The sequence below is a fragment of the Demequina ureilytica genome (assembly GCF_048553575.1).
Classification (GTDB): domain Bacteria; phylum Actinomycetota; class Actinomycetes; order Actinomycetales; family Demequinaceae; genus Demequina.
Map to the genome: position 1 here is coordinate 428751 of NZ_JBLZIE010000003.1, position 20462 is coordinate 449212.

The following is a 20462-nucleotide window of genomic DNA, read 5'->3' on the forward strand; positions in this document are numbered from 1 at the left end:
CACATGAACAGCGCGCTATGCATCGGGGGATCACGGTGAATCGGAAGCAAGGGCTCGCGCCATCTCTTCACCCACGCGGTCGATCATGGCGATGACCTTCCACGCCGCCGCGGCAGAGTCGAAGACCCCGGGTTTTCTCGCCCTCACCTGGGCCAGCATCGTTCCCTGGGGGCTGGCAGTCATCTACTTCGCCAACGGACTCACCCGGCCCACGGGCACGGCACGCGTGACGTGGCACGGGCAAGACCCCCCGATGCCTGAGGCCACAGGCTGGATCGAGGGGGCGGCCGGTGAGGGCGTCTTCCATTTCTGGCTCGTCGACTCCATCGCGGACCGATCGATGACTCGGCTCGCGCTCGTCGCAACCCTCGTCACGATCGGGATCGCCCTCCTCGGCGCCTCTCGCATGATCCTGTCGCTGCGGGCCGCCGGAGCCGTCCGCTCGTGGGGGATCCGGCGCGCATGGCGCACGTGGAGCGCTGCCGCGGCATGCGCGGGTGCAGTCGTGCCGCTGGCCACGTGGCTCCAGTCACAGACCGTGCTCGCGGCCGCGGGAGGGCCGCCAGGGCTCGAGCCCAGCGCAGGCCTCGGATGGGGGTGGCTCGCGGCGGCGGCCGCGTGCCTCCTCGCCTCCCGCACCGCCTCCCCTGCTAGCCCCCGCCTTCTCCCGCCACCATCGCGAGCAGACGGCTGAGAGCGCGCAGGTACTTCTTGCGATAACCGCCGCGCAGCATGTCTTGCGAGAAGATCTCCGCGAGCGAATGGCCCGAGGCGACGATACGCACGTCGCGGTCGTACAGCCGGTCCACCAGCGCCACGAGGCGCAGCGCCTGCGCCTGGTCAGGGAGCGGCTTCACTCCTCTCAGGCCAAGCACGGAGACGCCGTCCACGTACGCGCCGAAGCGGCTGGGGTGGACATGCCGCAGGTCCTCCATGAGCGCCGACCATTCCTCGCACGCCCCGCCGTCCCCCGCGCATGCCTCGAGCACCTGGTCGACGGTCGCGGGGCGCGGAAACGCCAGGTCGCCGCGGTGGCGATAGTCGGGGCCGTCGATCGTCACCACCTCGAACACCCCGGACACCGCCTGGATCTCGCGCTTGAAGTCGTCCGCCGCGAAGCGGCCCTGCCCCAGCGAGCCCGGCGCCGTGTTGGACGTCGCCGCCAGCGCGACCCCCGCATCGGCCAGCTCGCGCATGAGGCGCGCCATCAGCACGGTGTCGCCCGGATCGTCGAGCTCGAACTCGTCGATGCACACGAGAGCGAACTGCTGAAGGGCCTGGCGCGTCGCCTGGAAACCCATGGCCCCCACCAGGCTGGTGTATTCAACGAAGGTCCCGAACGCTGCCCGCTCCCCGACCTCCTTCGCCATGGAGACCAGCAGGTGAGTCTTGCCGACGCCGAACCCGCCGTCGAGGTACAGGCCCGTGCCGCCGCTGGATCGCCGCAACGGTCCCAGGCCGCGGCGACCCACACCGCGAGCGAACGCGCGAGCCTTCTCGAGCGCCTCCTGCTGAGACGTGAAGTCAGGGTCCGGGACGTACGATGAAAACGAGGCGCCCGCGAAGTGTCGCGGGGGGACGAGGGCGGCGATCAGAGCCTCTGGCTCGACGTGCGGCCGGCGTCCGACGAGGCGGGCGGTCATGACACCACAGACTACTGACGAGAAGAGTCGATCAGGGACAGGAGAGCCGGTGGGGCAGGCAAGCACGGAGGCGACCCTGAGGAGGGTCTCTCCTCCGGGCGAGGACATCCCGCCGGACGACTCGGAGCAGGCGCTGCGCGCCCTCTACGCTCACCGTCCGGGCGTGTTGCGACTCGGCATGATCCGTTCCCGTGATGGCCGCGCGGCAGGGCCGGACGGCTCGTCACGGTCCCTGGGCGGACCCGCGGACCTGCGCGTCTTGCACACGCTGAGGTCAGTCGCGGACGTGGTCCTCGTGGGTGCGCAGACAGCCCGGCGCGAGCGCTACAGCGACATCGCCCTGCCCGATGCCCTCGCCGCCGCACGCTCATCGCTCCGCTACCGTCAGCCGCACCTCGCGATCGTCACTCGCTCGGGAATCCTGCCACCCGGGCTCGATCCCTCGACCACCTGGGTCGTGACGGTGGCCGGATCCCGCGCCGCTGCGCTCGGAGGTCCGTGGGCGTCACGCGTGATCGAGGTGGGAGGCACCGACATCTCCCCACGCACGCTGGTGCGCGAGCTGAACTCTCGAGGGCTCACGCGGGTCCTGTGCGAGGGCGGCCCAACGCTCGCGACCCGCATGCTGTCGCGTGGCCTCGTCGACGAGTATTGCCTGACGACGGCGGACGTCGAGGGTGCCGAGACAGCCAAGCAGATCCCCGAGGTGCCCGCAGCAATGAAGCTGGCGCACCAGCTGTCCGGCGGGGAGTTCACCATCGAACGCTGGACCGCTTCCCGCTAGCGCCACGTCCACCGCTCAAGCGGGGTCAGTGACCCGTGGCCGTGGCCTCCGGGTAGTGCTTCTTATACTTCCGCCGGTAGTTGAGTGTGAGCAGCGCGATCACCGCGCGCCGACGGGGGGAAGCGTCGGCAGGGTTGTGCAGCGGCCGGGCGATGCCTCGCTTGGCAGCGCGCACCACACGGGTGCGCAGGTCCTTGTCCAGCAGGTATCGGGTCAGCAGCCGGAGCGGCACCACCGAGTAGAGCACCTCGCGAGTGGCGCGCAACTGCTGGCGCTCCTCGCCGTCAAGGTCCGCCATCACGTGCTCGGCGGGGTCGGCGCCAGCGCACGTCGCGTACCAGTTGTTGCGGCCGATGCGCGGGTTGACCTCGAAGAACACGTGCTCGCCGGTGCGCGGGTCGCGCTTGTAGTCGGCGTTGGCAAAGCCGCGGTAGTCCACGCGCTCGAGGTAACGCTCCATCGCGTCCATCGCGTCCGTGTACGGCTCGGTCAGGATCGCGGCGGGGATGCCGAGCGTTCCCGGCGTGTGCTCCTCAAGCAGCACGCGGCCTGTGCAGATCATCGTGACAGTGCCCCGTGCGTCCCGGTAGGCGGTGAGCGAGCGCATCTGCGTCTCGTCGCCCGGGATGAATTCCTGCAGCAGGTAGGTGCCCGCGAATCCCGAGCCCGCGATGCGCGCCAGTAGGTCGTCGACCTCCGCGCGGCTGACGAGGTGCTGCACCTTCTTCTTGCCCTGGTACTCGGCATAGTGATGCTCCGCAGAGGAGCTCGCCTTGCCGATCACCGGGTAGGTCAGGGAGTCCAGTTCACCGTCGGGGGCCGGCTGGCCATCCACGAAGCGCACCGGGACCGTCTGCGGCACCGGAATGCCGAGAGCCTCGCAGTCGGCCTGGAACGCCTCCTTGGAGGACACGCGCTCGAAGGCCTCGAGCGAGCACATGGGGATCTCGTAGAGAGGCTCGAGCCGTTCGCGCGCCGCGATGATGGACTCGACATACCAATCCGCGTTGGACAGCAGCACCAAGCGCTCGCCCTCGCGCTCGTGGGCGAGAGCGACGAGGGACTCGACCAGCGCATCGGCATTCTCCACGTCCGCGATGCGCACGTCAGCGATCCGCGTGCGGGCGAAGGCGCGCGACTCGAGCCGAGACACCACCACCCCGCGAGCGTCGTAGCGGTCGTGGAACGCCCGCAGCAGCGCGTACGCCCCGATGTCACCGCCGATGACGACGGGGACCGGAACGGCCGGTGACTGCGGCGGAGCGCTCAGGCCTCCACCTCCGTGCGATCCCCGGACCACAACGTGTGGAACGTGCCGTCGACGTCATTGCGCTTGTACGTGTGCGCGCCGAAGAAGTCGCGCTGGCCCTGAATCAGTGCGGCGGGCAGTCGCTCCGCGCGCAGCGAGTCGTAGTACGCCAGCGAGGAGGCGAAGGCGGGTGCCGGCACGCCCGTGAGAGCGGACTGCGCGACCACCCGGCGCCACGCCGAGACGCCATTCGCGACCGCGTCGACAAAGTACGGGTCGACGAGCAGACTCGGCAGGCCCGCATCGCGCTCGAAGGCCTCGGTGATGCGGTCGAGGAAACGCGCGCGAATGATGCAGCCCTCACGCCAGATCTTCGCCATGTCGCCCAGCTTGATGTCCCAGCCGTACTCCTCGGAGGCGGCACGGATCTGGTCAAAGCCCTGCGCGTAGGCGACCACCTTCGAGGCGTACAGCGCGAGCCGCACATCCTCGATGAACGCGTCGCGGTCCTCGAGCGCGAACGGCTCAGTGTGGGCGGCAAGCACGCCACGGGCGGCCTGGCGCTGCGCGACCTGCGACGAGATGGCGCGGGCGAACGTCGCCTCGGCGATACCGGTGATGGGCACGCCAAGGTCGAGCCCGGACTTGACGGTCCAGCGGCCGGTGCCCTTCTGGCCCGCCTCGTCCTTGATCACGTCGACGAGCGCCTTGCCGGTGCGCGCATCGGTCTGACGCAGCACCTCGGCAGTGATCTCGATGAGGAAGGACTCCAGGTCGCCCTGGTTCCACTCGGCGAAGATGTCAGCGATCTGGGCGGGCTCGAGGTCGAGGCCCTGGCGCAGCAGGTCATACGCCTCGCCGATGAGCTGCATGTCCGCGTACTCGATGCCGTTGTGCACCATCTTGACGAAGTGGCCGGCGCCGTCGGGGCCGATGTGGACGCAGCATGGGGTGCCGTCCTCAGCCTTGGCGGAGATCTTCTCAAGGATCGGGCCGAGCGTCTTGTACGACTCGGCCGGGCCGCCCGGCATGATCGACGGGCCGAGCAGCGCGCCCTCTTCGCCACCGGACACGCCGGAGCCGACGAAGAGCAGGCCCTTCTCCTTGAGAGCGGCCTCGCGGCGCATGGTGTCCGTGTACAACGCGTTGCCGGCATCGACAATGATGTCGCCCTCGTCCAGCAGTGAGGTCAGCGAGTCGATGACCGCGTCAGTGGGACCGCCCGCCTGCACCATCACTACGACCTTGCGCGGCTTCTCCAGCGACGCCACGAAGTCCTCGAGCGACTCGGACCCGATGAACGTACCCTCGTCCCCGTGGTCGTCGACCAGCGAGCGCATCTTCTCAGGGGAGCGGTTGTGCACCGCCACCGTGAACCCGTTGCGGGCGAAGTTGCGGGCCAGGTTGCGGCCCATCACCGCAAGTCCAGTCACACCGATCTGAGCAAGAGCCATTTTCGCGTGCCTTTCGTGAGCGTCGGGGTACGCAGCCAGCCTAGTAGAGGGTCGCCGCGTGGCGAACCTGGGCCGTCGCCCTCACGCACCTAGGCTCAGGGCATGGCCCGCGATCTTGCATCGGCGCCGCCGGCATTCCAAGAGGCCTTGCGGTCTCTCGCGCATGCGCGCACCCGGGGCGACGTGGTGCTCACCGAGACGCCCGCGCCATCGCGCATCGCGCCGTTCGCGGCCGCGATCGATGGCCGAGTGGAATCTCCCGACGCTGAGGCGAGCGGGCGGTTCGTGGTGCTGCACGATCCTGACGGTCAGGATGCGTGGGAAGGGGTGTTCCGCGTGGTGGCGTTGGTCAAGGCGCAGGTGGATGCCGAGGTCGGCACGGACGATCTGTGGGCCCAGGCCGCCTGGTCGTGGCTCGACGACGCATTGCAGTCCGTCCCTCACCGCGCGAGCGGCGGCACCGTCACCAAGACCGTCAACGAGTCTTTCGGCGAACTCTCGACACGCCGCTCCGAGGTGCAGGTCGAACTGCGAGTCTCGTGGACCCCCATCGACACCGACCTAGCACCCCACATTGCCGCATGGACCGAGCTGATGGCCTCGTGCGCAGGCGTGCCCCCCGTACCCGAAGGCGTATCCGTGTTGCCAGGAGGCAAGCTGTGACCGACGACGCTCCCGACGAGGAGTCCACCTCCACCCCGCTGCGCATCCCTGCCGACGGAGTGCCCGACGTGATTGAGACCCCGGAGGCCCTCGCCGAGATGGCCGAGCGGTTCGCTGCCGGCACCGGGCCCATCGCCGCGGACGCCGAGCGTGCATCGGGCTTTCGTTACGGCCAGGCGACCTACCTCGCGCAGTTCAAGCGCGAGGGTGCAGGCATCGCCCTGATCGACACCGATGCGGTGCCGGACCTGTCGATTCTCAACGACGCGTTTGGCGACGCCGAGTGGATCTTCCACGCCGCCAGCCAGGACCTACCCGGCATGCGCGATCTGGGACTCACCCCCGCCTCCATCTTCGACACCGAGCTGGCTGCGCGCCTGCTGGGGTGGCCGAAGGTGGGCCTCGCGGCGGTCGTCGAGCGGGAGCTCGGCTTCTCGCTCGCCAAGGAGCATTCGGCACAGGACTGGTCCACTCGTCCGCTGCCGCCCGCGTGGCTCACGTACGCCGCCCTCGATGTCGAGGTGTTGCTCGAGCTGCGCGACGGTCTGCACGCTCACCTCGTCGAGGCGGGCAAGATCGCCTGGGCGCGCGAGGAGTTCGAGGCGGTGCGCACCGCTCCCCCGCCGCCGCCGAAGGTCGACCCCTGGCGCCGCACGTCGGGCTCGGCCCAGGTCCGGGATCAGCGCGGGCTCGCCATCGTGAAGTCTCTCTGGGAGGCGCGTGAGCAGGATGCCCAGAACCGCGACATCTCGCCTGGCCGTGTCCTGAGGGACGCCGCGATCACCGCGGCCGCCCAGGCCAAGCCCCGCAGCATCGACGAGCTGGTGAAGATCCGCGAGTGGCAGTCGAAGGGCACGAAGCGGCGCGCCTCCTTCTGGTATCCGGCGATCGAGGCCGCGATGGCGCTTCCTGAGTCGAAGCTGCCGGCCAAGCGCGGTCCCCGCGGCGACGGCCCTCCGCAGCCGCGCATCTGGAAGGACAAGCGGCCCGAGGCGGCCGCACGCCTCAACTTCGCGCGGGAGGCGGTCGCGGCCGACTCGGAGCGCCTGTCGATTCCTGCAGAGAACCTCCTCCAGCCCGACGCGCTACGCCGGTGCTGCTGGGAGTACCGCTCAGGCGGTGAGGAGTGGATTCGCGAGTTCCTGGCGAGCCGGGGCGCGCGAGCGTGGCAGATCGAGCTCATCGCTCCACTGCTCGCCGATGCCTTCGAAGACGCCGAGGACGCTCAAGATGCGGACGCCGACGCACCTACCGAAGACGAGGGTTCCGAGTAGTTCTCTCCCGCGCCAACGTCGCAATCCTCACGCGAGTGTGAAGTGTGTGATGCGTGGGGCTGGTGTGCACCTCCCGTGTGCCCCACGTGCCACACCCGTCGCACCTGCGTGAGGAACGCTGCGGCGGATCGTGTCGTTGCGAACTGCCGATGCGCGGGCGGACTTGCCCTGGAGCGCCCGGCGGGCGGGCGGCTTCCCCGGTCAGTCGAGAGCGGAGACAGCGGCATCCGCGATCGCGGAGGCGTCCAGGCCCACCTGCTCGACCACCTGGTCTCGCGTCGCGTGATCCAGGAACTGGAGCGGCACCCCGCGGTGAATCCACCGCGCGCCGTGGCCGGCGAGCCGGGCGTGGGATGCCCACTCCTCGCCGATGCCGGCGTCGGCGAGCCCGTCCTCGGCGGTCAGCACGAGTTCGGCATCGCCCAACACCTCGAGCAGGCCCTCGGGCACCGGGTGCACCCAGGTCGCGGTGACGGCCGCGACGTCCACTCCGTCGGCGGCGATCTTCGCCGCTGCGTCGATGGCCGTGGCCGCCATGGATCCGATGCCCACCACGATCACCCGCGGGGAGTCGCCGTGCTCGACGAGCACATCGACGTCGCCCACGGAGCGCACGGGCGACAGTTCGTCGCCCACGGGACCCTTCGGGTAGCGCACCACCGTGGGGGCGTCGTCGACGTCCAGCGCTTCGCGGAACGCGCGCCGCATGGTGGGGGCGTCGCGCGGTGCCGCCAGCCGCAGGCCGGGCACGTGACGCAGTAGCGCCATGTCCCACATGCCGTTGTGGCTCGGACCGTCATCGCCCGTGATGCCGGCGCGGTCGAGCATGAACGTCACTCCCGCGCGGTGGAGCGCGACGTCCATCAGGACCTGGTCGAAGGCACGATTCAGGAACGTCGCGTACACGGCTACCACCGGGTGGCGGCCCGCGAAGGCGAGGCCTGCGGCGCTCGTGACCGCGTGCTGCTCCGCGATGCCCACGTCGATCACGCGTTCCGGGAACTGGTCGGCGAAGGGCTGCAGGCCTACAGGAGCGAGCATCGCTGCAGTGAGCGCCACCACGTCCTCGCGCTCGTGGCCCACGGCCAGGATCTCTTCAGCGAACACTTTGGTCCATCCGAACCGGCTGGGCTTGACGGGTAGCCCCGTCTCGGGGTGGATGCGGCCCACGGCGTGGAAGCGATCGGCGACGTCCTCCTCGGCGGGCGTGTATCCGCGGCCCTTCTCGGTGAGGACGTGAACGATGACGGGCGCGCCGAAGTCCCTCGCATGCGTCAGTGCCGCCTCGACCTGTCGCAGGTCGTGCCCGTCCACTGGACCCACGTACTTGAGACCCAGATCGTCGAACATGCCCGGATCTGCGATCAGCCCCTTCACCGCACGCTTGCCATGCATGACGGTGCGATAGGCGAAGCTGCGCCAGGGCCCGCGGTTCTCGAAGGTGCGCTTGCCCCACCCGAGGAACTGCTCATAGCGCGGGTTGGTACGGATGCCGTCCAGCCTGCGTGCCAGGCCGCCGATCGTGGGGGCATAGGACCGCCCGTTGTCGTTGACCACGATCACCACGCGGTCCTGCGCGGCCGCCAAGGAGTTGAGTGCCTCCCACGCCATGCCGCCCGTCAGTGCGCCGTCGCCGATGACGCCCACGGTGGTGCGGTCGCCCTCGCCCGCAAGCGTCCGCCCGCGCGCGATGCCCGCCGCCCACGACAGCGCTGTCGAGGCGTGCGAGTTCTCGACGACATCGTGGACGGACTCGGCACGCGACGGGTAGCCGGCGAGTCCCCCGCGGGCACGCAACTGCGAGAAGTCGCGACGTCCGGTGAGCAGCTTGTGCACGTATGACTGGTGACCGGTGTCGAACACGAGTGTGTCACGGGGCGAGTCGAACACCCGGTGCAGGCCGAGAGTCAGCTCGACGACCCCCAGGTTGGGGCCCAGGTGACCGCCGGTGAGCGACACCGACGCGACAAGGTAGTCACGGATCTCTTGCGCGAGAGTGTCGAGCTCCTCATGGGTCAGCCCGCGCAGGTCAGCCGGCGACGCGATGCGCTCCAGCACAGGCCCTCCTTTGGGAAACATGTCTCACCACTGTACGTGCGATGAGGGTGCCGAGCGGCGCCCCTGTCCCGGTCACGCGACCAGGGACCTCAGAACGTACTGGAGGATGCCGCCGTTGCGGAAGTAGTCGGCCTCGCCGGGGGTGTCGATGCGGACCAGGGCCTCGAACTCGACGGTGGTGCCGTCGTCCTTGGTCGCCTTCACGGGCAGGGTGCGCGGGTGCTCGCCATCACTGAACGCGGCGACGCCTTCGATGTCGAAGGTCTCCGTGCCGTCGAGCCCCAAGGACGCGGCGCTCTGTCCCTCGGGGAACTGCAGCGGAAGAACGCCCATGCCGATGAGGTTCGAGCGGTGGATCCGCTCGAAGGTCTCGGTGATGACCGCGCGCACGCCCAGCAGGCTGGTGCCCTTGGCCGCCCAGTCACGGGACGAGCCGGATCCATACTCCTTGCCGGCCAGCACGACCAGGGGGATGTCCTGCTCGGCGTAGGCCTGCGCGGCGTCGTAGATCGAGGACTGCTCGCCGGTGAGGTGGTTGCGCGTGAAGCCCCCCTCGACTCCCGCTCCGCCGTTCTCGTCGGCGAGCAGCAGGTTGCGCAGGCGAATGTTCGCGAACGTGCCCCGAATCATCACCTCGTGGTTGCCGCGGCGCGAGCCGTAGGAGTTGAAGTCGCGGCGCTCGACGCCGTTGTCCGCGAGGTAGCGTCCGGCCGGGCTGTCCGGCTTGATGGCGCCCGCGGGCGAGATGTGGTCGGTGGTGACGGAGTCGCCCAGCAGGGCGAGCACGCGCGCGCCGGAGATGTCGGCCACGGGCTCGGGGTCCTTGCCCATCCCCTCGAAGTACGGGGGCTTGCGGACATAGGTGGAGTCTTCGGCCCACTCGAACGTCTTGCCGTCCGGCGTGGGGAGACCGGTCCACCGCTCGTCGCCAGCGAACACGTCGTCGTAGCCGTCGGTGAACATGCCCTTGTCGATCGAGGACAGGACGATGCTCTCGACCTCGTCCGCGTCGGGCCAGATGTCCTTGAGGAACACGTCGTTGCCGTCGGCGTCGGTGCCCAGCGGGTCCGTGTCGAAGTCGTGGTCCATGGTGCCGGCGAGCGCATAGGCGATCACGAGCGGCGGGGACGCCAGGTAGTTCATCTTCACGTCGGGGTTGATGCGCCCCTCGAAGTTGCGGTTGCCCGACAGGACGGAGACTACGGCGAGGTCGTGGTCGTTGACCGCCTGCGACACCTCTTCCGGCAGCGGGCCGGAGTTGCCGATGCAGGTCGTGCATCCGTAGCCCACGAGGTGGTAGCCGAGCGCCTCGAGATCGGGCCACAGTCCGGCCTTCTCGTAGTAGTCGGTGACGACCTTCGAGCCGGGAGCCATCGAGGTCTTCACCCACGGCTTCACGCTCAGGCCGCGAGCGTTGGCGTTGCGAGCCAGCAGCGCTGCCGCAAGCATCACCGAGGGGTTCGAGGTGTTCGTGCACGAGGTGATGGAGGCGATCACGACAGCGCCGTGATCGAGCTCGGTCTCGGTGCCATCGGCCATCGTCACGGGCACGCGCTTGTGAGGGCGGGCGGCACCCGTGTTCTTCACTGCGTCTCGCGGCTCCGGGGCATCGCCCGCGTGTGCATCCGCGGCGATGGGGTCAGAGGCCGGGAAGGTCTCTTCGACGGACTCGTCGAGACCGTGCGTGACCTGCGGGTCGTGGTTCGCGTAGTCCAGGATCGACTGGCCGAACGACGTCTTGGCGTCGGTCAGGGCGATCCGGTCCTGGGGACGCTTCGGCCCCGCGATCGACGGCACAACGCTGGACAGGTCCAGCTCGAGGTACTCGGAGAACACCGGCTCGACGTAGCCGTCCGCGGACGGGTCGTGCCACATCCCCTGCGCCTTGCAGTACGCCTCGACCAGCGCGACCTGCTCGTCGGAGCGCCCGGTGAGCCGCAGGTAGTCGAGCGTCACTCCGTCGATGGGGAACATCGCTGCGGTCGAGCCGAACTCGGGCGACATGTTGCCGATGGTGGCGCGGTTGGCCAGCGGCACGGCACCCACGCCGTCGCCGTAGAACTCGACGAACTTGCCCACCACTCCGTGCGAGCGCAGCATCTCGGTGATGGTGAGCACCACGTCGGTCGCCGTCGCGCCCGGCGGGATCTCGCCCGTGAGCTTGAAGCCCACCACCTTGGGGATCAGCATCGACACGGGCTGGCCGAGCATAGCGGCCTCGGCCTCGATGCCGCCCACGCCCCAGCCCAGCACGCCGAGCCCGTTGATCATCGTGGTGTGCGAATCGGTGCCGACGCACGAGTCGGGGTACGCCTGGGTCACGCCGTCGCCGTCACGCGTCATGACGCCGCGCGCGAGGTACTCGAGGTTGACCTGGTGGACGATTCCGGTGCCGGGCGGCACTACCTTGAAGTTGTCGAAGGCGGTCTGACCCCAGCGCAGGAACTGGTAGCGCTCGCGGTTGCGCTCGTACTCCAGGTCAGTGTTGCGCTGGAGGGCGTCGTGGCTGCCGAACACGTCGATCACGACGGAGTGGTCGATGACCATCTCGGCGGGGGCAAGGGGGTTGATGACGGTGGGGTCACCGCCAAGCTCCTCCACGGCCTCGCGCATGGTGGCGAGGTCGACGACGCACGGCACGCCCGTGAAGTCCTGCATGACCACGCGCGCCGGAGTGAACTGGATCTCGGTGCTCGGGTCGCCGCTGGGATCCCAAGTGGCGAGCGCGCCCACATGGTCGGCCGTGATGTTCTTGCCGTCCTCCGTGCGCAGCAGCGCCTCGGCGAGCACCTTGAGCGAGTACGGGAGCTTCTCCAGACCGGGCACCGCATCGAGACGGTAGATCTCGTAGCTCTTGCCGTCCACATCCAGCGTGGCCTTAGCTCCCAGCGTGTTCTCGCTCATCCGTTCTCCTCCGTAGCAGTCTGCCGTCCATCCTATCGGCCATCAAGGACGGCCGATGCGGTTGTCAGCGACGCTCGAACGTCGCCACGGTCTCGACGTGGTGGGTCATCGGGAAGAGGTCCACGGCCTGAGCATCGACCAGCACATAGCCGCGCTCCCGAAGCAGTGCGACGTCCCGTGCGAGCGCGACGGGATCGCACGCGACGTAGACGACGCGCGGGGTCTCGGTGGCGGCCAGCGCGGCGATCGTGGCCGCTCCGGCCCCGCTGCGCGGCGGATCGAGCACCACCGCGTCGAGCCTTCCCAGTCCCTCGAGGAGACTCTTGCGCACGTCACCGTGAATCACCTGCAACGACGGCGTCTCGTGGGCGTTGCGCCGCGCCGCGCGGGCGCCGTCGGCGTCGGACTCGATCGCGACCACCTCTCGTCCGGCGTCGGCAAGCGGAACCGAGAGCAGACCGGCCCCCGAATACAGGTCGGCGACTCGTTCCGCCGCGCCGACCCGGTCGAGCACTTCGCTGACGAGCACCTCGGGCGCGTCCCGGTGCACCTGCCAGAACCCGCCCGCGTCGACCCGGAACGTCCAGGTGCGTGCCCCGACGCTCACCTGCTCGTGTACCGCGCGGGGCGCGTTCGGGCGCTTGTCGAGACGGCCGGCCTTCCAAGGGATGCCGCCGGCCAGGACCCGTAGCTCTCCCGTGCTGGACTCCGTCAGCGCGATGCGGGCTCCAGCCGGGAAGCGGCCCTCGATCAGTGCACGCTCCAACCCAGCCGTCGCGAGCGGCATCGTCTCGAGCGCCCGTACCTGTCGCGACCGGTGGACGTGCATAGAGGCGTGTCCCTCGGCGTCCGCGACCGCGCTCACCCGGGTGCGGTAGCGCAGCCCGGGCTCGGGGTCCTCGTCGCGACCGAGCGCGGCGGGCACCGAGACGACGTCGCCCTCGTATGCCTGACCCGCGAACCGTTCGAACGACTCACGCAGAACGCTGAGCTTCCACGTCCGCTGGCCCTCAAGCGAGACGTGGGCGAGTTCTCCCCCGCCCACGCCGCCGGGCCCCGCCTCGGGCCAGGCCGAGTCGACGCGGTCGTGAGAAGCCTCGATCACCTCGACCGCATCGGCCCTCCAGAACCGCGCGTCGTCGCCGGACTCCGTGAGGCGGGCACGCACCGTCTCCCCGGGGAGCGCATGGCGCACGAACACGACGCGGCCGTCGTGACGCGCGACGCAGTGACCGCCGTGTGCGGGCGCGCCGATCTCGAGTTCGATGAGGTCGGTCATGGCAGTTGTTCGTGCGGAGATGGTGGGGCCTCTTCTTCGGCTCGGCGGTCGCGCGCGGACGCAAGGTGCCACGGCACGGCGCACACCACGACGCCGTCAAGCTCCAGGAGCTGCGCGCGCAGTCGGCGTGTGGCGCGGTTGTGGAGGAAGGTCTCCCACCACTTGCCCACGATGTACTCGGGCACGTACACCACGACCACATCGCGCGGGCTGCGCCGGTGGATCGACCGCACGTGCTCCATCACGGGGGCGACGAGATCGCGGTACGGCGAGTCGAGGATCACGAGCGGCACTCCCGCGTCGATCTCGCCCCAACGCGTCTGGAGTTCCTTGGCGGCGGCCGTCTCGATCTGCACACCCACCGCCACGAGGGTGGAATGGCGAGCGGCCTTGGCGTATGCGAGCGCCCGCACCGCGGGTCGGTGCAACTGAGCGACCAGGACGATCCCGTGAGTCGCGCTCGGCAGGGCGACCGCCCTGTCCTTGGCAGTGAGCCGCACGTCCTGACGAACCGCTGCGTAGTGCCGGTTCACCGCATGCATGAGCACCACGAGGCCGACGATCAGCGCGATCGCGAACCACGCACCGTTGAGGAAGTTGAACACCGCCACGACGATCCACACCATGGCAGCGACCACCGCAGCGGTCGCGTGGAGGACTCGCGACGCCGAGTGGCGCATGCGTGAGGCCGCATCGGTCGCGAGATCCATCTTGTTGCTGAAGTGGCGCACCATGGCGATCTGGCTGAGGACGATCGATGCGAACACGCCCACCACGTACATGTGGACGAGCTGCTCGACGTTCGCGCCGGTCACCACCAGCACCACCGCCGAGGCGCTGGCGACGACGAAGATGCCACCACGCAGCACGAGCCGGTCGTTCTTCGCGGCCAGCTGGCGCGGCAGATAAGCGTCCTTCGCGAGACCCTCCGCGAGGCTCGAGAAACGCCGGAACACGGCCGATGCGGCGGCGTAGAGGATGGCCCCGGCGGACAGCGCGACCACCCAGATCACCCACGGCTGCTGGAAGACCTGGTTGACGGTCTGGAGCAGGATCGGGCCGTCGGCCCAGCCGGTGATGCGGTACATCCACGACAGCAGGGCGACCGCGAAAAAGGCTGCGGCCGACGCGGCGACGGCGATGACCAGGGTGCGGCCTGCGCGCTTGCCGCGCGGTGCGGCGTGGTTGGGCCCCGCGGATGCCAGGTGCTCGATGCCCGTCACCATCACCGCGCCCGACGAGATCGCACCCGCGTAAGCCACGACGATCGCCCAGGTGGTGGGGGGATTCGCGGCGATCGGGCTGGCTGGCTCGATGCTGAGGCGCGCGACGCCGAAGATCAGCATCATCGCGATCACGATCAGGAATCCGAACCACACCGCCAGCAGCACCCTGGCGCGATCGCGGATCACCCGCAGCGCGAACAGCGTCATGACCCCCAGCAGCGTGACTCCGAGTAGCGTGACCCAGTCCCGCAGCGAGGGAATCAGGTACGCGACGAGTTGAGTGACCGCGGCGACGGACACCGCGACGGTGAACAGATAGTCGACGAGCAGCGCAGCGCCGGTCACAACGCCGGCCTTGCGCCCGAGCAGGTCGCGGACTGTCCCGTAGTCGCCGAGCGAGTCCGGGCGGGTGCGAACGTTCGACCAGTACGCGAGGCCGAGCAGCAGCATGATCAGGACCACGCCGCCCGCCATGAACGGAATCGCGCCCTGCTGACGGCCCTCGCGCAGGGCGTCGACCACCGCATCGGGCGCATACGCCACCGCAGAGAGGATGCCCGCGCCGAACACGGGCAGCGCCAGTCGCGTCCGTAGCGGCACGGGGGTCAGGGAGTCGGTGGCGATCGGCTGGCCGAAGGCCAGCCGGCGCAGTCCTTCGAGAATACGTCGCACGTCGCACCATCCTAGGCCGGACGGGTATAGCGTGGGGTCTCGTGCATATCGTGATCATGGGCTGCGGCCGCACTGGAGCCGCGCTCGCATCGGAGTTCGAGTCGCGAGGCCACTCGGTCGCAGTCATCGACCGGATGGGAGACGCGTTCCGACGCCTCCCCGCCGACTTCCAGGGCCAGAAGATCACGGGCATCGGCTTCGACCGCGAGACTTTGACCTCGGCGGGTGTCGAGGATGCTTACGCGTTCGCCGCCGTGTCCTCGGGAGACAACTCCAACATCCTGGCGGCACGCGTCGTGCGCGAGACGTACGGGGTGGCCAACGTCGTCGCGCGCATCTCCGACTCGGGACGAGCCGAGGTCTATCGCAGGCTGGGCATCCCCACCGTCGCCCCCGTGCCATGGACGAGCGCTCAGATCGTGTCGCGGCTGCTGCCGGGCGGGTCAGACGACGTCTACGTGGACTCCTCGGCCGCCGTCGCGGTCCGTCGGCTGGCCTATCACGGCGCCTGGATCGGGAAGCCGGTCAAGGACCTCGAGGCTGCGACCGGCACCAGGGTCGCCTATCTGGTCCGTTTCTCCGAGGGCGTGCTGCCGACCCCCACCATGTCGGTTCAGTCCGGCGATGAGGTCTACTTCGTGGTGCCCGATGCCGTCGGCACCCACGCGCAACGCGTGCTCTCGCGGCCCCCTGGAGGCGAATCGTGAAGGTGCTGATCGCTGGAGCGGGCTCCGTCGGACGATCCATCGCCCGCGACCTGCTCGACCACGGTCACGAGGTCATGCTCATGGACCACAACCCGTCCGCCATGCGTGTCGCGCAGGTCGCCGAGGCCGAGTGGATGCTCGCTGACGCGTGCGAGATGGCAGCGCTGCGCGAGGCAGCGACTGAGGGCATGGACGTGGTGGTCGCCGCCACCGGTGACGACAAGGCCAACCTGGTGGTGTCGTTCCTGTCCAAGACCGAGTTCGGAGTGCCGCGCACCGTCGCCCGCGTGAACAACCCCCGCAACGAGTGGATGTACGACGCTCAGTGGGGCGTCGACGTGGCCGTCTCGACGCCACGCATCATGACCGCGATGGTCGAGGAGGCCGTGGCCATCGGCGATCTGGTGAAGGTGTTCACGTTCCACCAGTCGGGTGCATCCATCATCGAGGTGACCTTGCCCAGTGACTCCCCAGTGATCGGGGCGACCGTGCGCGAGATCGACTGGCCGAGCGAGACCGTGCTGTCGTGCATCGTGCGCGGCGACCGCACCATCGCGCCGTCGCCCGCCGACACGCTCGAGGCGCGCGACGAGTTGCTCTTCATCGTGTCGGCTGAGGCGGATCCTGAGTCGCTGGATCGGGTGCTGCGGACCGCACCAGGAGCCACACCGCCCACAGGCTGAGCGCAAACAGCGGCACTCCCATGGCGAGCTTCGCGGTGCCGAGCGCTGCGATCGCGTCCGCGAAGTACAGCGGCACCTGCACCGCGAGGCGCAGGAGGAACACCGCGGCGATGATCGCCGTCGCCCACTGCATCGCGCGCATCGTACGCGGGTCGCTCCGCCACGACGTGCCCCATCCCTTGAGCAGGCCCATCACGATGCCGACGAGGGGCCACCGCATAGCTATCGAGATCAGCGTGCCGGCGGCGTAGGCCACGTTGATCCACAGGCCCGGCACGAAGTAGCCCCCCGCGTCCCCCGAGCGCCAGGCCCAGATCGCGCCGAGTACCACGCCGAACACTCCCGACAGCGCCTGCTGGATGCTCGAGCGCTGCACCAGCCGCACGACCACCATGACCAGCACGGTGGCCACGGAAGCGATCACGGGGATACGGAATCCGCCCCAGCCGAGGTACGCGACGACGAACACCATGCCGGGCGCCGCCGCCTCAAGGAAGCCGCGCCATCCTCCCATGGCCTCGGACAGCGAGAACTCGTCGCCTGCGACGAGCTGCCCCATGCGTGAGCCCTTCACGGGATCCGGGGCGGCGCCGTGCTCTTGTGCCGACGGATCGGCCGGCAGTTGGCTGTGGCGGTCGTGGGGCTCTGTCATTAGCCGAGCTCGAAACGGGGGTTGTACATGCATGGCAGCGCATCGGTCGAGCACACCCGGCCCTCGAGACGAATGCGGGCACCTGGCTCGATGCCGGCGATCGCCCGCCTGCCCATGAAGATTGCCTCGACGCGCCCGGTGCCATCGTCGACGCGCGCGGTCAGGGTGGGGGCCGCATCACGCGGCTCGACCCGGATCGACACGATTCGTCCTGCTACGGCGGCGACATCGCGCGGCCGGAGGTCGGAGACGGGGGTCGCCTGGGCGATCACGGCGCGGCTCCGATCGAGCCGGAGCCAGTGGAGCCGAAGCCGCCCGCGCCGCGGTGCGAACCGGGGAGCGCCTCGACGGCGACGAACGCGGCGTGCTCGACGCGCTGGATCACCAATTGGGCGATGCGATCACCGCGGCGAAGCGACACCGTCTCATGCGCGTCTGTGTTCAGCAGAGTGACTGCGATCTCTCCCCTGTAGCCGGCGTCGACGGTGCCCGGGGCATTGACGATCGTGACCCCGTGGCGGGACGCGAGGCCCGACCGCGGGTGCACGAAGGCCGCGTATCCCGCCGGTAGCGCGATCTTCACTCCCGTTGGCACCGTCGCACGCTCGCCGGGTCCCAGGTCCACGTCGATACGCGTGGTGATGTCCGCGCCGGCGTCCCCCGGATGGGAGTACGCCGGCAGCGGCACGCCGGGGTCCGTCGTGCTGACGAGCACGTCGAGAGAGGTCATCGTGAGCGGCGTCTCAGGCCGCGCACTCCGAGCAGATCGGCTGGTCGTTCTTGAACGTCGCAAGCTGGCTGCGGTGGTGAACGAGGAAGCATGACATGCAGGTGAACTCGTCCTGCTGAGCCGGCAGCACGCGTACTGACAGCTCCTCGCCGGACAGGTCTGCGCCGGGCAGCTCAAATCCCTCGGCCGCCTCGGCCTCATCCTCGTCGACAACCCCAGAGGTCTTGTCGTTGCGGCGAGCCTTCAGCTCCTCGATGGAGTCAGCAGAGACCTCGTCGTCGGTCTTGCGTGGGGCGTCGTAGTCGGTCGCCATCAGGCAGTAATCCCTTCACCGGTGGTATGTGAGTACTCAATGCTCATGCCGGTGGTTTTGTTCCCTCCGAGCGGAGGCATTCTGCATCAAAAAACTCGCGAGCGCGACTCTGGGCCTACGGCGCGCCCCATGAGAGGTCTGCTCCGGCCTCGACCAGGGCCTCTCGCAGGTGCTCCCAGACCTCCGGCATCGCTGCGATCGTGAGCCGCTCGTCCGGTGGTCCGCCGTCGATTCCTGCGACCCGCACGCCCGCTTCCTGAGCGATGAGCGCCGCCGCTGCGAAGTCCCACGGGTGCAGACCATGCTCGTAGTACGCGTCCAGCTGCCCCGCCGCAACGAGGCACAGGTCGACGGCGGCAGCCCCAAGCCTTCGGATGTCGCGCACCCGTCCCAGCATCTCCGTGACGATCTCGCCTTGGCGCACCCGACGCTCAGCGACGTACTGGAACCCCGTCGCGAGCAGCGTGCCGTCCAGGGCCGGGGCGTGCGTGCGAACCAGGCGCTCTCCGTCGCGCCATGCGCCGCCGCCCTTGCTGGCGGACCACAGCACGCCGCTGCCGTCGTGGACGGCGCCAGCGAGGGGGCTCCACGTGCGCGGAGTCGGCTCGCCCTCGACCGCAGCCACCGAGACCGCGAAGTGCGGGAGTCCGTAGAGGTAGTTGACGGTGCCGTCGATGGGGTCCAGGACCCACGTGATGCCGGACGTGCCCGGGGAATCGTCGCCCTCCTCCCCCAAGATCGCATCGTCCGGCCGGAACTCGGCAAGCCGCTCGCGCAACAGCCGCTCCGCCGCGAGGTCCATCTGGGTCACGATGTCAATCGGGCTTGATTTGGTCGCCGCCACCTCGGCGCGCGCGCGGCCGTCGATGACGAGCGTGGCGGCCTCGGTGGCGACCGTGCGCGCTACGTGCATGAGCGTGTCTGGGGTAGGCATGCCCCCATGGTGCCGCACGCACGCGCCAAGCGCGGCGCGTCGGGCGCGGCGTCCTGCGAAGCGCCCGCGTGCGTGGCAGGCTGATGCCATGACTCGACTGTCCCTGGTGCGATCGGCCGACGACGGCGAACACCTCGTCGTCGTGTCCGAGTCCGGCGAGGAGTTCGAGCTGGCTCTCACCGACGATCTCCGGCGGGCCGTAGCGCTCACCCGCCCACGTCCGAGCGTCGGCAGCACCGATCCGGCCGAGGAGCCGGACCGCGCGTCGACCTCGCTCAGCCCCAAGCAGATCCAGCAGCGCATCCGCAGCGGCCTGAACGCGCACGAGTTAGCAGAGCTGACCGGCGAGCCGTACGAGGCACTGCATCGCTACGAACCGCCCGTGCTCGCGGAACGGGCATACATCGCAGATCTCGCCCGCGGCACCAGGATTGGTCGCGACAGCGGTGCGCCTGTGCTGGCGGATCTTGTCGCCGACCGGCTCGCGAGCCGCGGCGTGGATCCCGAGGCCGTGACGTGGGACGCCTGGCGCGAGGTTGATGAGCCGTGGCTCGTCGCAGTCGACTTCTCCGTGGACGGCAGGAACGTGCGCGCGCTGTGGGAGTTCGACCACACCGCCCGCGCCGTCACCGCTCAGGACGACGAGTCGCGGTGGCTCACGGAGACCGAGCTGCTGGACGTGCCCATTCCTCGACGCCACCTGAGCGCCGTCCGGCCCGAGCAGGACGACGTGCCGCTGGACAAGTCGCGCCCTCTCATGCCCGTGCCCTCGGAGTCCGACAACTCGGCGGCTGACGGCTCCGCCAAACAGGACGACGACAATTCTGCGCCGTCGTCCACAGAGCTGCTGTTGGCGGATCTCGAGGAGCGCCGCGGCACCCGCGACTCCGTCGACGCCGAGATGGACGAGGACGTCGACGATGACGGCGGCTTCGAAGGCTTCGGGCCGGCGCAGCGCAAGCGCGAGGCTGAGGTGGGCTTCACCCAGCCCCCCAAGGCGGGCCGCACCATGCCCCACCCCGCCGGGTCGGCGCGACGCGAGTCGTCCTCGGGTGAGGGCGGCGACGGCGCCGCCACGCCCGACGACAAGTCGGAAGCCCCCTCTGCCGAGTCGCTACCATCCGCGCCCGAGCCCAAGCCGTCGCGGCGAGGCCGCTCCTCCGTTCCGAGCTGGGACGAGATCGTGTTCGGCGCGAAGAACGACTGACGCCTTGACGCCGGCGGCGCACCACGCCGT

19 protein-coding genes are annotated in these 20462 nt (G+C 69.4%); 7 read left to right on the top strand and 12 right to left on the bottom strand.

What is annotated here, in order from left to right; all coding sequences use genetic code 11:
• Positions 1-85 precede the first annotated feature (85 nt).
• Positions 86-694 carry a hypothetical protein gene (locus tag ACNI3K_RS11475; RefSeq protein ID WP_419392028.1) on the top strand — a complete coding sequence of 203 codons (609 nt, stop codon included), beginning with the start codon at positions 86-88 and terminating at the stop codon, positions 692-694.
• Here the strand turns inward: ACNI3K_RS11475 and zapE are convergent.
• Positions 651-1643 carry a cell division protein ZapE gene (gene zapE / locus ACNI3K_RS11480; RefSeq protein ID WP_419392029.1) on the bottom strand — a complete coding sequence of 331 codons (993 nt, stop codon included), beginning with the start codon at positions 1641-1643 and terminating at the stop codon, positions 651-653. The two genes, ACNI3K_RS11475 and zapE, sit on opposite strands and share 44 nt — an antisense overlap.
• Here zapE and ACNI3K_RS11485 point away from each other — a divergent pair.
• Positions 1642-2427, top strand: coding sequence for a dihydrofolate reductase family protein (locus ACNI3K_RS11485; RefSeq protein WP_419392030.1), 786 nt, complete (start codon positions 1642-1644; stop codon positions 2425-2427). The two genes, zapE and ACNI3K_RS11485, sit on opposite strands and share 2 nt — an antisense overlap.
• 25 nt (positions 2428-2452) lie before the next feature.
• Here the strand turns inward: ACNI3K_RS11485 and ACNI3K_RS11490 are convergent, their stop codons facing one another.
• Both ACNI3K_RS11490 and gnd read right to left on the bottom strand, forming a co-directional pair.
• Positions 2453-3727, bottom strand: a complete 1275-nt coding sequence (locus ACNI3K_RS11490) for a carboxylate--amine ligase (protein WP_419392031.1) — start codon at positions 3725-3727, stop codon at positions 2453-2455.
• Positions 3694-5130 carry an NADP-dependent phosphogluconate dehydrogenase gene (gene gnd / locus ACNI3K_RS11495; RefSeq protein ID WP_419392032.1) on the bottom strand — a complete coding sequence of 479 codons (1437 nt, stop codon included), beginning with the start codon at positions 5128-5130 and terminating at the stop codon, positions 3694-3696. Before gnd ends, ACNI3K_RS11490 begins: the two co-directional genes overlap by 34 nt.
• A gap of 102 nt (positions 5131-5232) precedes the next feature.
• Between gnd and ACNI3K_RS11500 the strand changes: the two genes are divergently transcribed.
• Positions 5233-5793, top strand: coding sequence for a DUF3000 domain-containing protein (locus ACNI3K_RS11500; RefSeq protein ID WP_419392033.1), 561 nt, complete (start codon positions 5233-5235; stop codon positions 5791-5793).
• Positions 5790-7067: an HRDC domain-containing protein gene (locus ACNI3K_RS11505; RefSeq protein WP_419392034.1), complete on the top strand. Its 1278-nt coding sequence runs from the start codon at positions 5790-5792 to the stop codon at positions 7065-7067. The genes ACNI3K_RS11500 and ACNI3K_RS11505 overlap by 4 nt, the downstream gene beginning before the upstream one ends.
• A 201-nt stretch (positions 7068-7268) precedes the next feature.
• Here ACNI3K_RS11505 and dxs read toward each other — a convergent pair whose 3' ends face one another.
• From dxs to ACNI3K_RS11525, 4 genes are all read right to left on the bottom strand, one after another.
• On the bottom strand, positions 7269-9146 hold the full coding sequence (gene dxs / locus ACNI3K_RS11510) for a 1-deoxy-D-xylulose-5-phosphate synthase (RefSeq protein WP_419392035.1): 1878 nt from the start codon (positions 9144-9146) through the stop codon (positions 7269-7271).
• 51 nt (positions 9147-9197) lie between these two features.
• Positions 9198-12029, bottom strand: coding sequence for an aconitate hydratase (locus ACNI3K_RS11515; protein ID WP_419392036.1), 2832 nt, complete (start codon positions 12027-12029; stop codon positions 9198-9200).
• A gap of 64 nt (positions 12030-12093) precedes the next feature.
• Positions 12094-13308, bottom strand: a complete 1215-nt coding sequence (locus ACNI3K_RS11520; protein ID WP_419392037.1) for a class I SAM-dependent RNA methyltransferase — start codon at positions 13306-13308, stop codon at positions 12094-12096.
• The gene (locus ACNI3K_RS11525; protein WP_419392038.1) at positions 13305-15206 is read right to left on the bottom strand and encodes an APC family permease; all 1902 of its coding nucleotides are present in this window, start codon (positions 15204-15206) and stop codon (positions 13305-13307) included. The genes ACNI3K_RS11520 and ACNI3K_RS11525 overlap by 4 nt, the downstream gene beginning before the upstream one ends.
• 41 nt (positions 15207-15247) lie before the next feature.
• Here ACNI3K_RS11525 and ACNI3K_RS11530 point away from each other — a divergent pair, with 41 nt between their 5' ends.
• Positions 15248-15913: a potassium channel family protein gene (locus ACNI3K_RS11530; RefSeq protein ID WP_419392039.1), complete on the top strand. Its 666-nt coding sequence runs from the start codon at positions 15248-15250 to the stop codon at positions 15911-15913.
• A complete protein-coding gene (locus ACNI3K_RS11535) occupies positions 15910-16596 on the top strand; it encodes a potassium channel family protein (RefSeq protein WP_419392040.1) in 687 nt (228 codons plus the stop codon). Before ACNI3K_RS11530 ends, ACNI3K_RS11535 begins: the two co-directional genes overlap by 4 nt.
• Here the strand turns inward: ACNI3K_RS11535 and ACNI3K_RS11540 are convergent.
• The 5 genes from ACNI3K_RS11540 to ACNI3K_RS11560 form a co-directional block, all read right to left on the bottom strand.
• Positions 16514-17248: a DUF3159 domain-containing protein gene (locus ACNI3K_RS11540; protein WP_419392041.1), complete on the bottom strand. Its 735-nt coding sequence runs from the start codon at positions 17246-17248 to the stop codon at positions 16514-16516. The two genes, ACNI3K_RS11535 and ACNI3K_RS11540, sit on opposite strands and share 83 nt — an antisense overlap.
• On the bottom strand, positions 17248-17520 hold the full coding sequence (locus ACNI3K_RS11545) for an OB-fold nucleic acid binding domain-containing protein (protein ID WP_419392042.1): 273 nt from the start codon (positions 17518-17520) through the stop codon (positions 17248-17250). The genes ACNI3K_RS11540 and ACNI3K_RS11545 overlap by 1 nt, the downstream gene beginning before the upstream one ends.
• Positions 17517-17978, bottom strand: a complete 462-nt coding sequence (gene dut / locus ACNI3K_RS11550) for a dUTP diphosphatase (RefSeq protein ID WP_419392043.1) — start codon at positions 17976-17978, stop codon at positions 17517-17519. The genes ACNI3K_RS11545 and dut overlap by 4 nt, the downstream gene beginning before the upstream one ends.
• Positions 17979-17991: 13 nt before the next feature.
• Positions 17992-18291, bottom strand: coding sequence for a DUF4193 domain-containing protein (locus ACNI3K_RS11555; protein ID WP_062133478.1), 300 nt, complete (start codon positions 18289-18291; stop codon positions 17992-17994).
• 115 nt (positions 18292-18406) lie between these two features.
• Positions 18407-19225 carry an inositol monophosphatase family protein gene (locus ACNI3K_RS11560; RefSeq protein ID WP_419392044.1) on the bottom strand — a complete coding sequence of 273 codons (819 nt, stop codon included), beginning with the start codon at positions 19223-19225 and terminating at the stop codon, positions 18407-18409.
• An 88-nt stretch (positions 19226-19313) separates the two neighbouring features.
• On the opposite strand from ACNI3K_RS11560, the gene sepH reads away from it, so the two are divergent.
• Positions 19314-20432, top strand: coding sequence for a septation protein SepH (sepH, locus tag ACNI3K_RS11565; protein WP_419392045.1), 1119 nt, complete (start codon positions 19314-19316; stop codon positions 20430-20432).
• The last annotated feature ends 30 nt before the right edge of the window (positions 20433-20462 follow it).

Coding starts and splice junctions, on each gene's coding strand:
- ACNI3K_RS11475 (WP_419392028.1), top strand. CDS start 86: ATGGCGATGACCTTCCACGCCGCCGCGGCAGAGTCGAAGACCCCGGGT.
- ACNI3K_RS11485 (WP_419392030.1), top strand. CDS start 1,642: ATGACACCACAGACTACTGACGAGAAGAGTCGATCAGGGACAGGAGAG.
- zapE (WP_419392029.1), bottom strand. CDS start 1,643: ATGACCGCCCGCCTCGTCGGACGCCGGCCGCACGTCGAGCCAGAGGCT.
- gnd (WP_419392032.1), bottom strand. CDS start 5,130: ATGGCTCTTGCTCAGATCGGTGTGACTGGACTTGCGGTGATGGGCCGC.
- ACNI3K_RS11500 (WP_419392033.1), top strand. CDS start 5,233: ATGGCCCGCGATCTTGCATCGGCGCCGCCGGCATTCCAAGAGGCCTTG.
- dxs (WP_419392035.1), bottom strand. CDS start 9,146: ATGTTTCCCAAAGGAGGGCCTGTGCTGGAGCGCATCGCGTCGCCGGCT.
- ACNI3K_RS11515 (WP_419392036.1), bottom strand. CDS start 12,029: ATGAGCGAGAACACGCTGGGAGCTAAGGCCACGCTGGATGTGGACGGC.
- ACNI3K_RS11520 (WP_419392037.1), bottom strand. CDS start 13,308: ATGACCGACCTCATCGAACTCGAGATCGGCGCGCCCGCACACGGCGGT.
- ACNI3K_RS11540 (WP_419392041.1), bottom strand. CDS start 17,248: ATGACAGAGCCCCACGACCGCCACAGCCAACTGCCGGCCGATCCGTCG.
- dut (WP_419392043.1), bottom strand. CDS start 17,978: ATGACCTCTCTCGACGTGCTCGTCAGCACGACGGACCCCGGCGTGCCG.
- ACNI3K_RS11555 (WP_062133478.1), bottom strand. CDS start 18,291: ATGGCGACCGACTACGACGCCCCACGCAAGACCGACGACGAGGTCTCT.
- ACNI3K_RS11560 (WP_419392044.1), bottom strand. CDS start 19,225: ATGCCTACCCCAGACACGCTCATGCACGTAGCGCGCACGGTCGCCACC.
- sepH (WP_419392045.1), top strand. CDS start 19,314: ATGACTCGACTGTCCCTGGTGCGATCGGCCGACGACGGCGAACACCTC.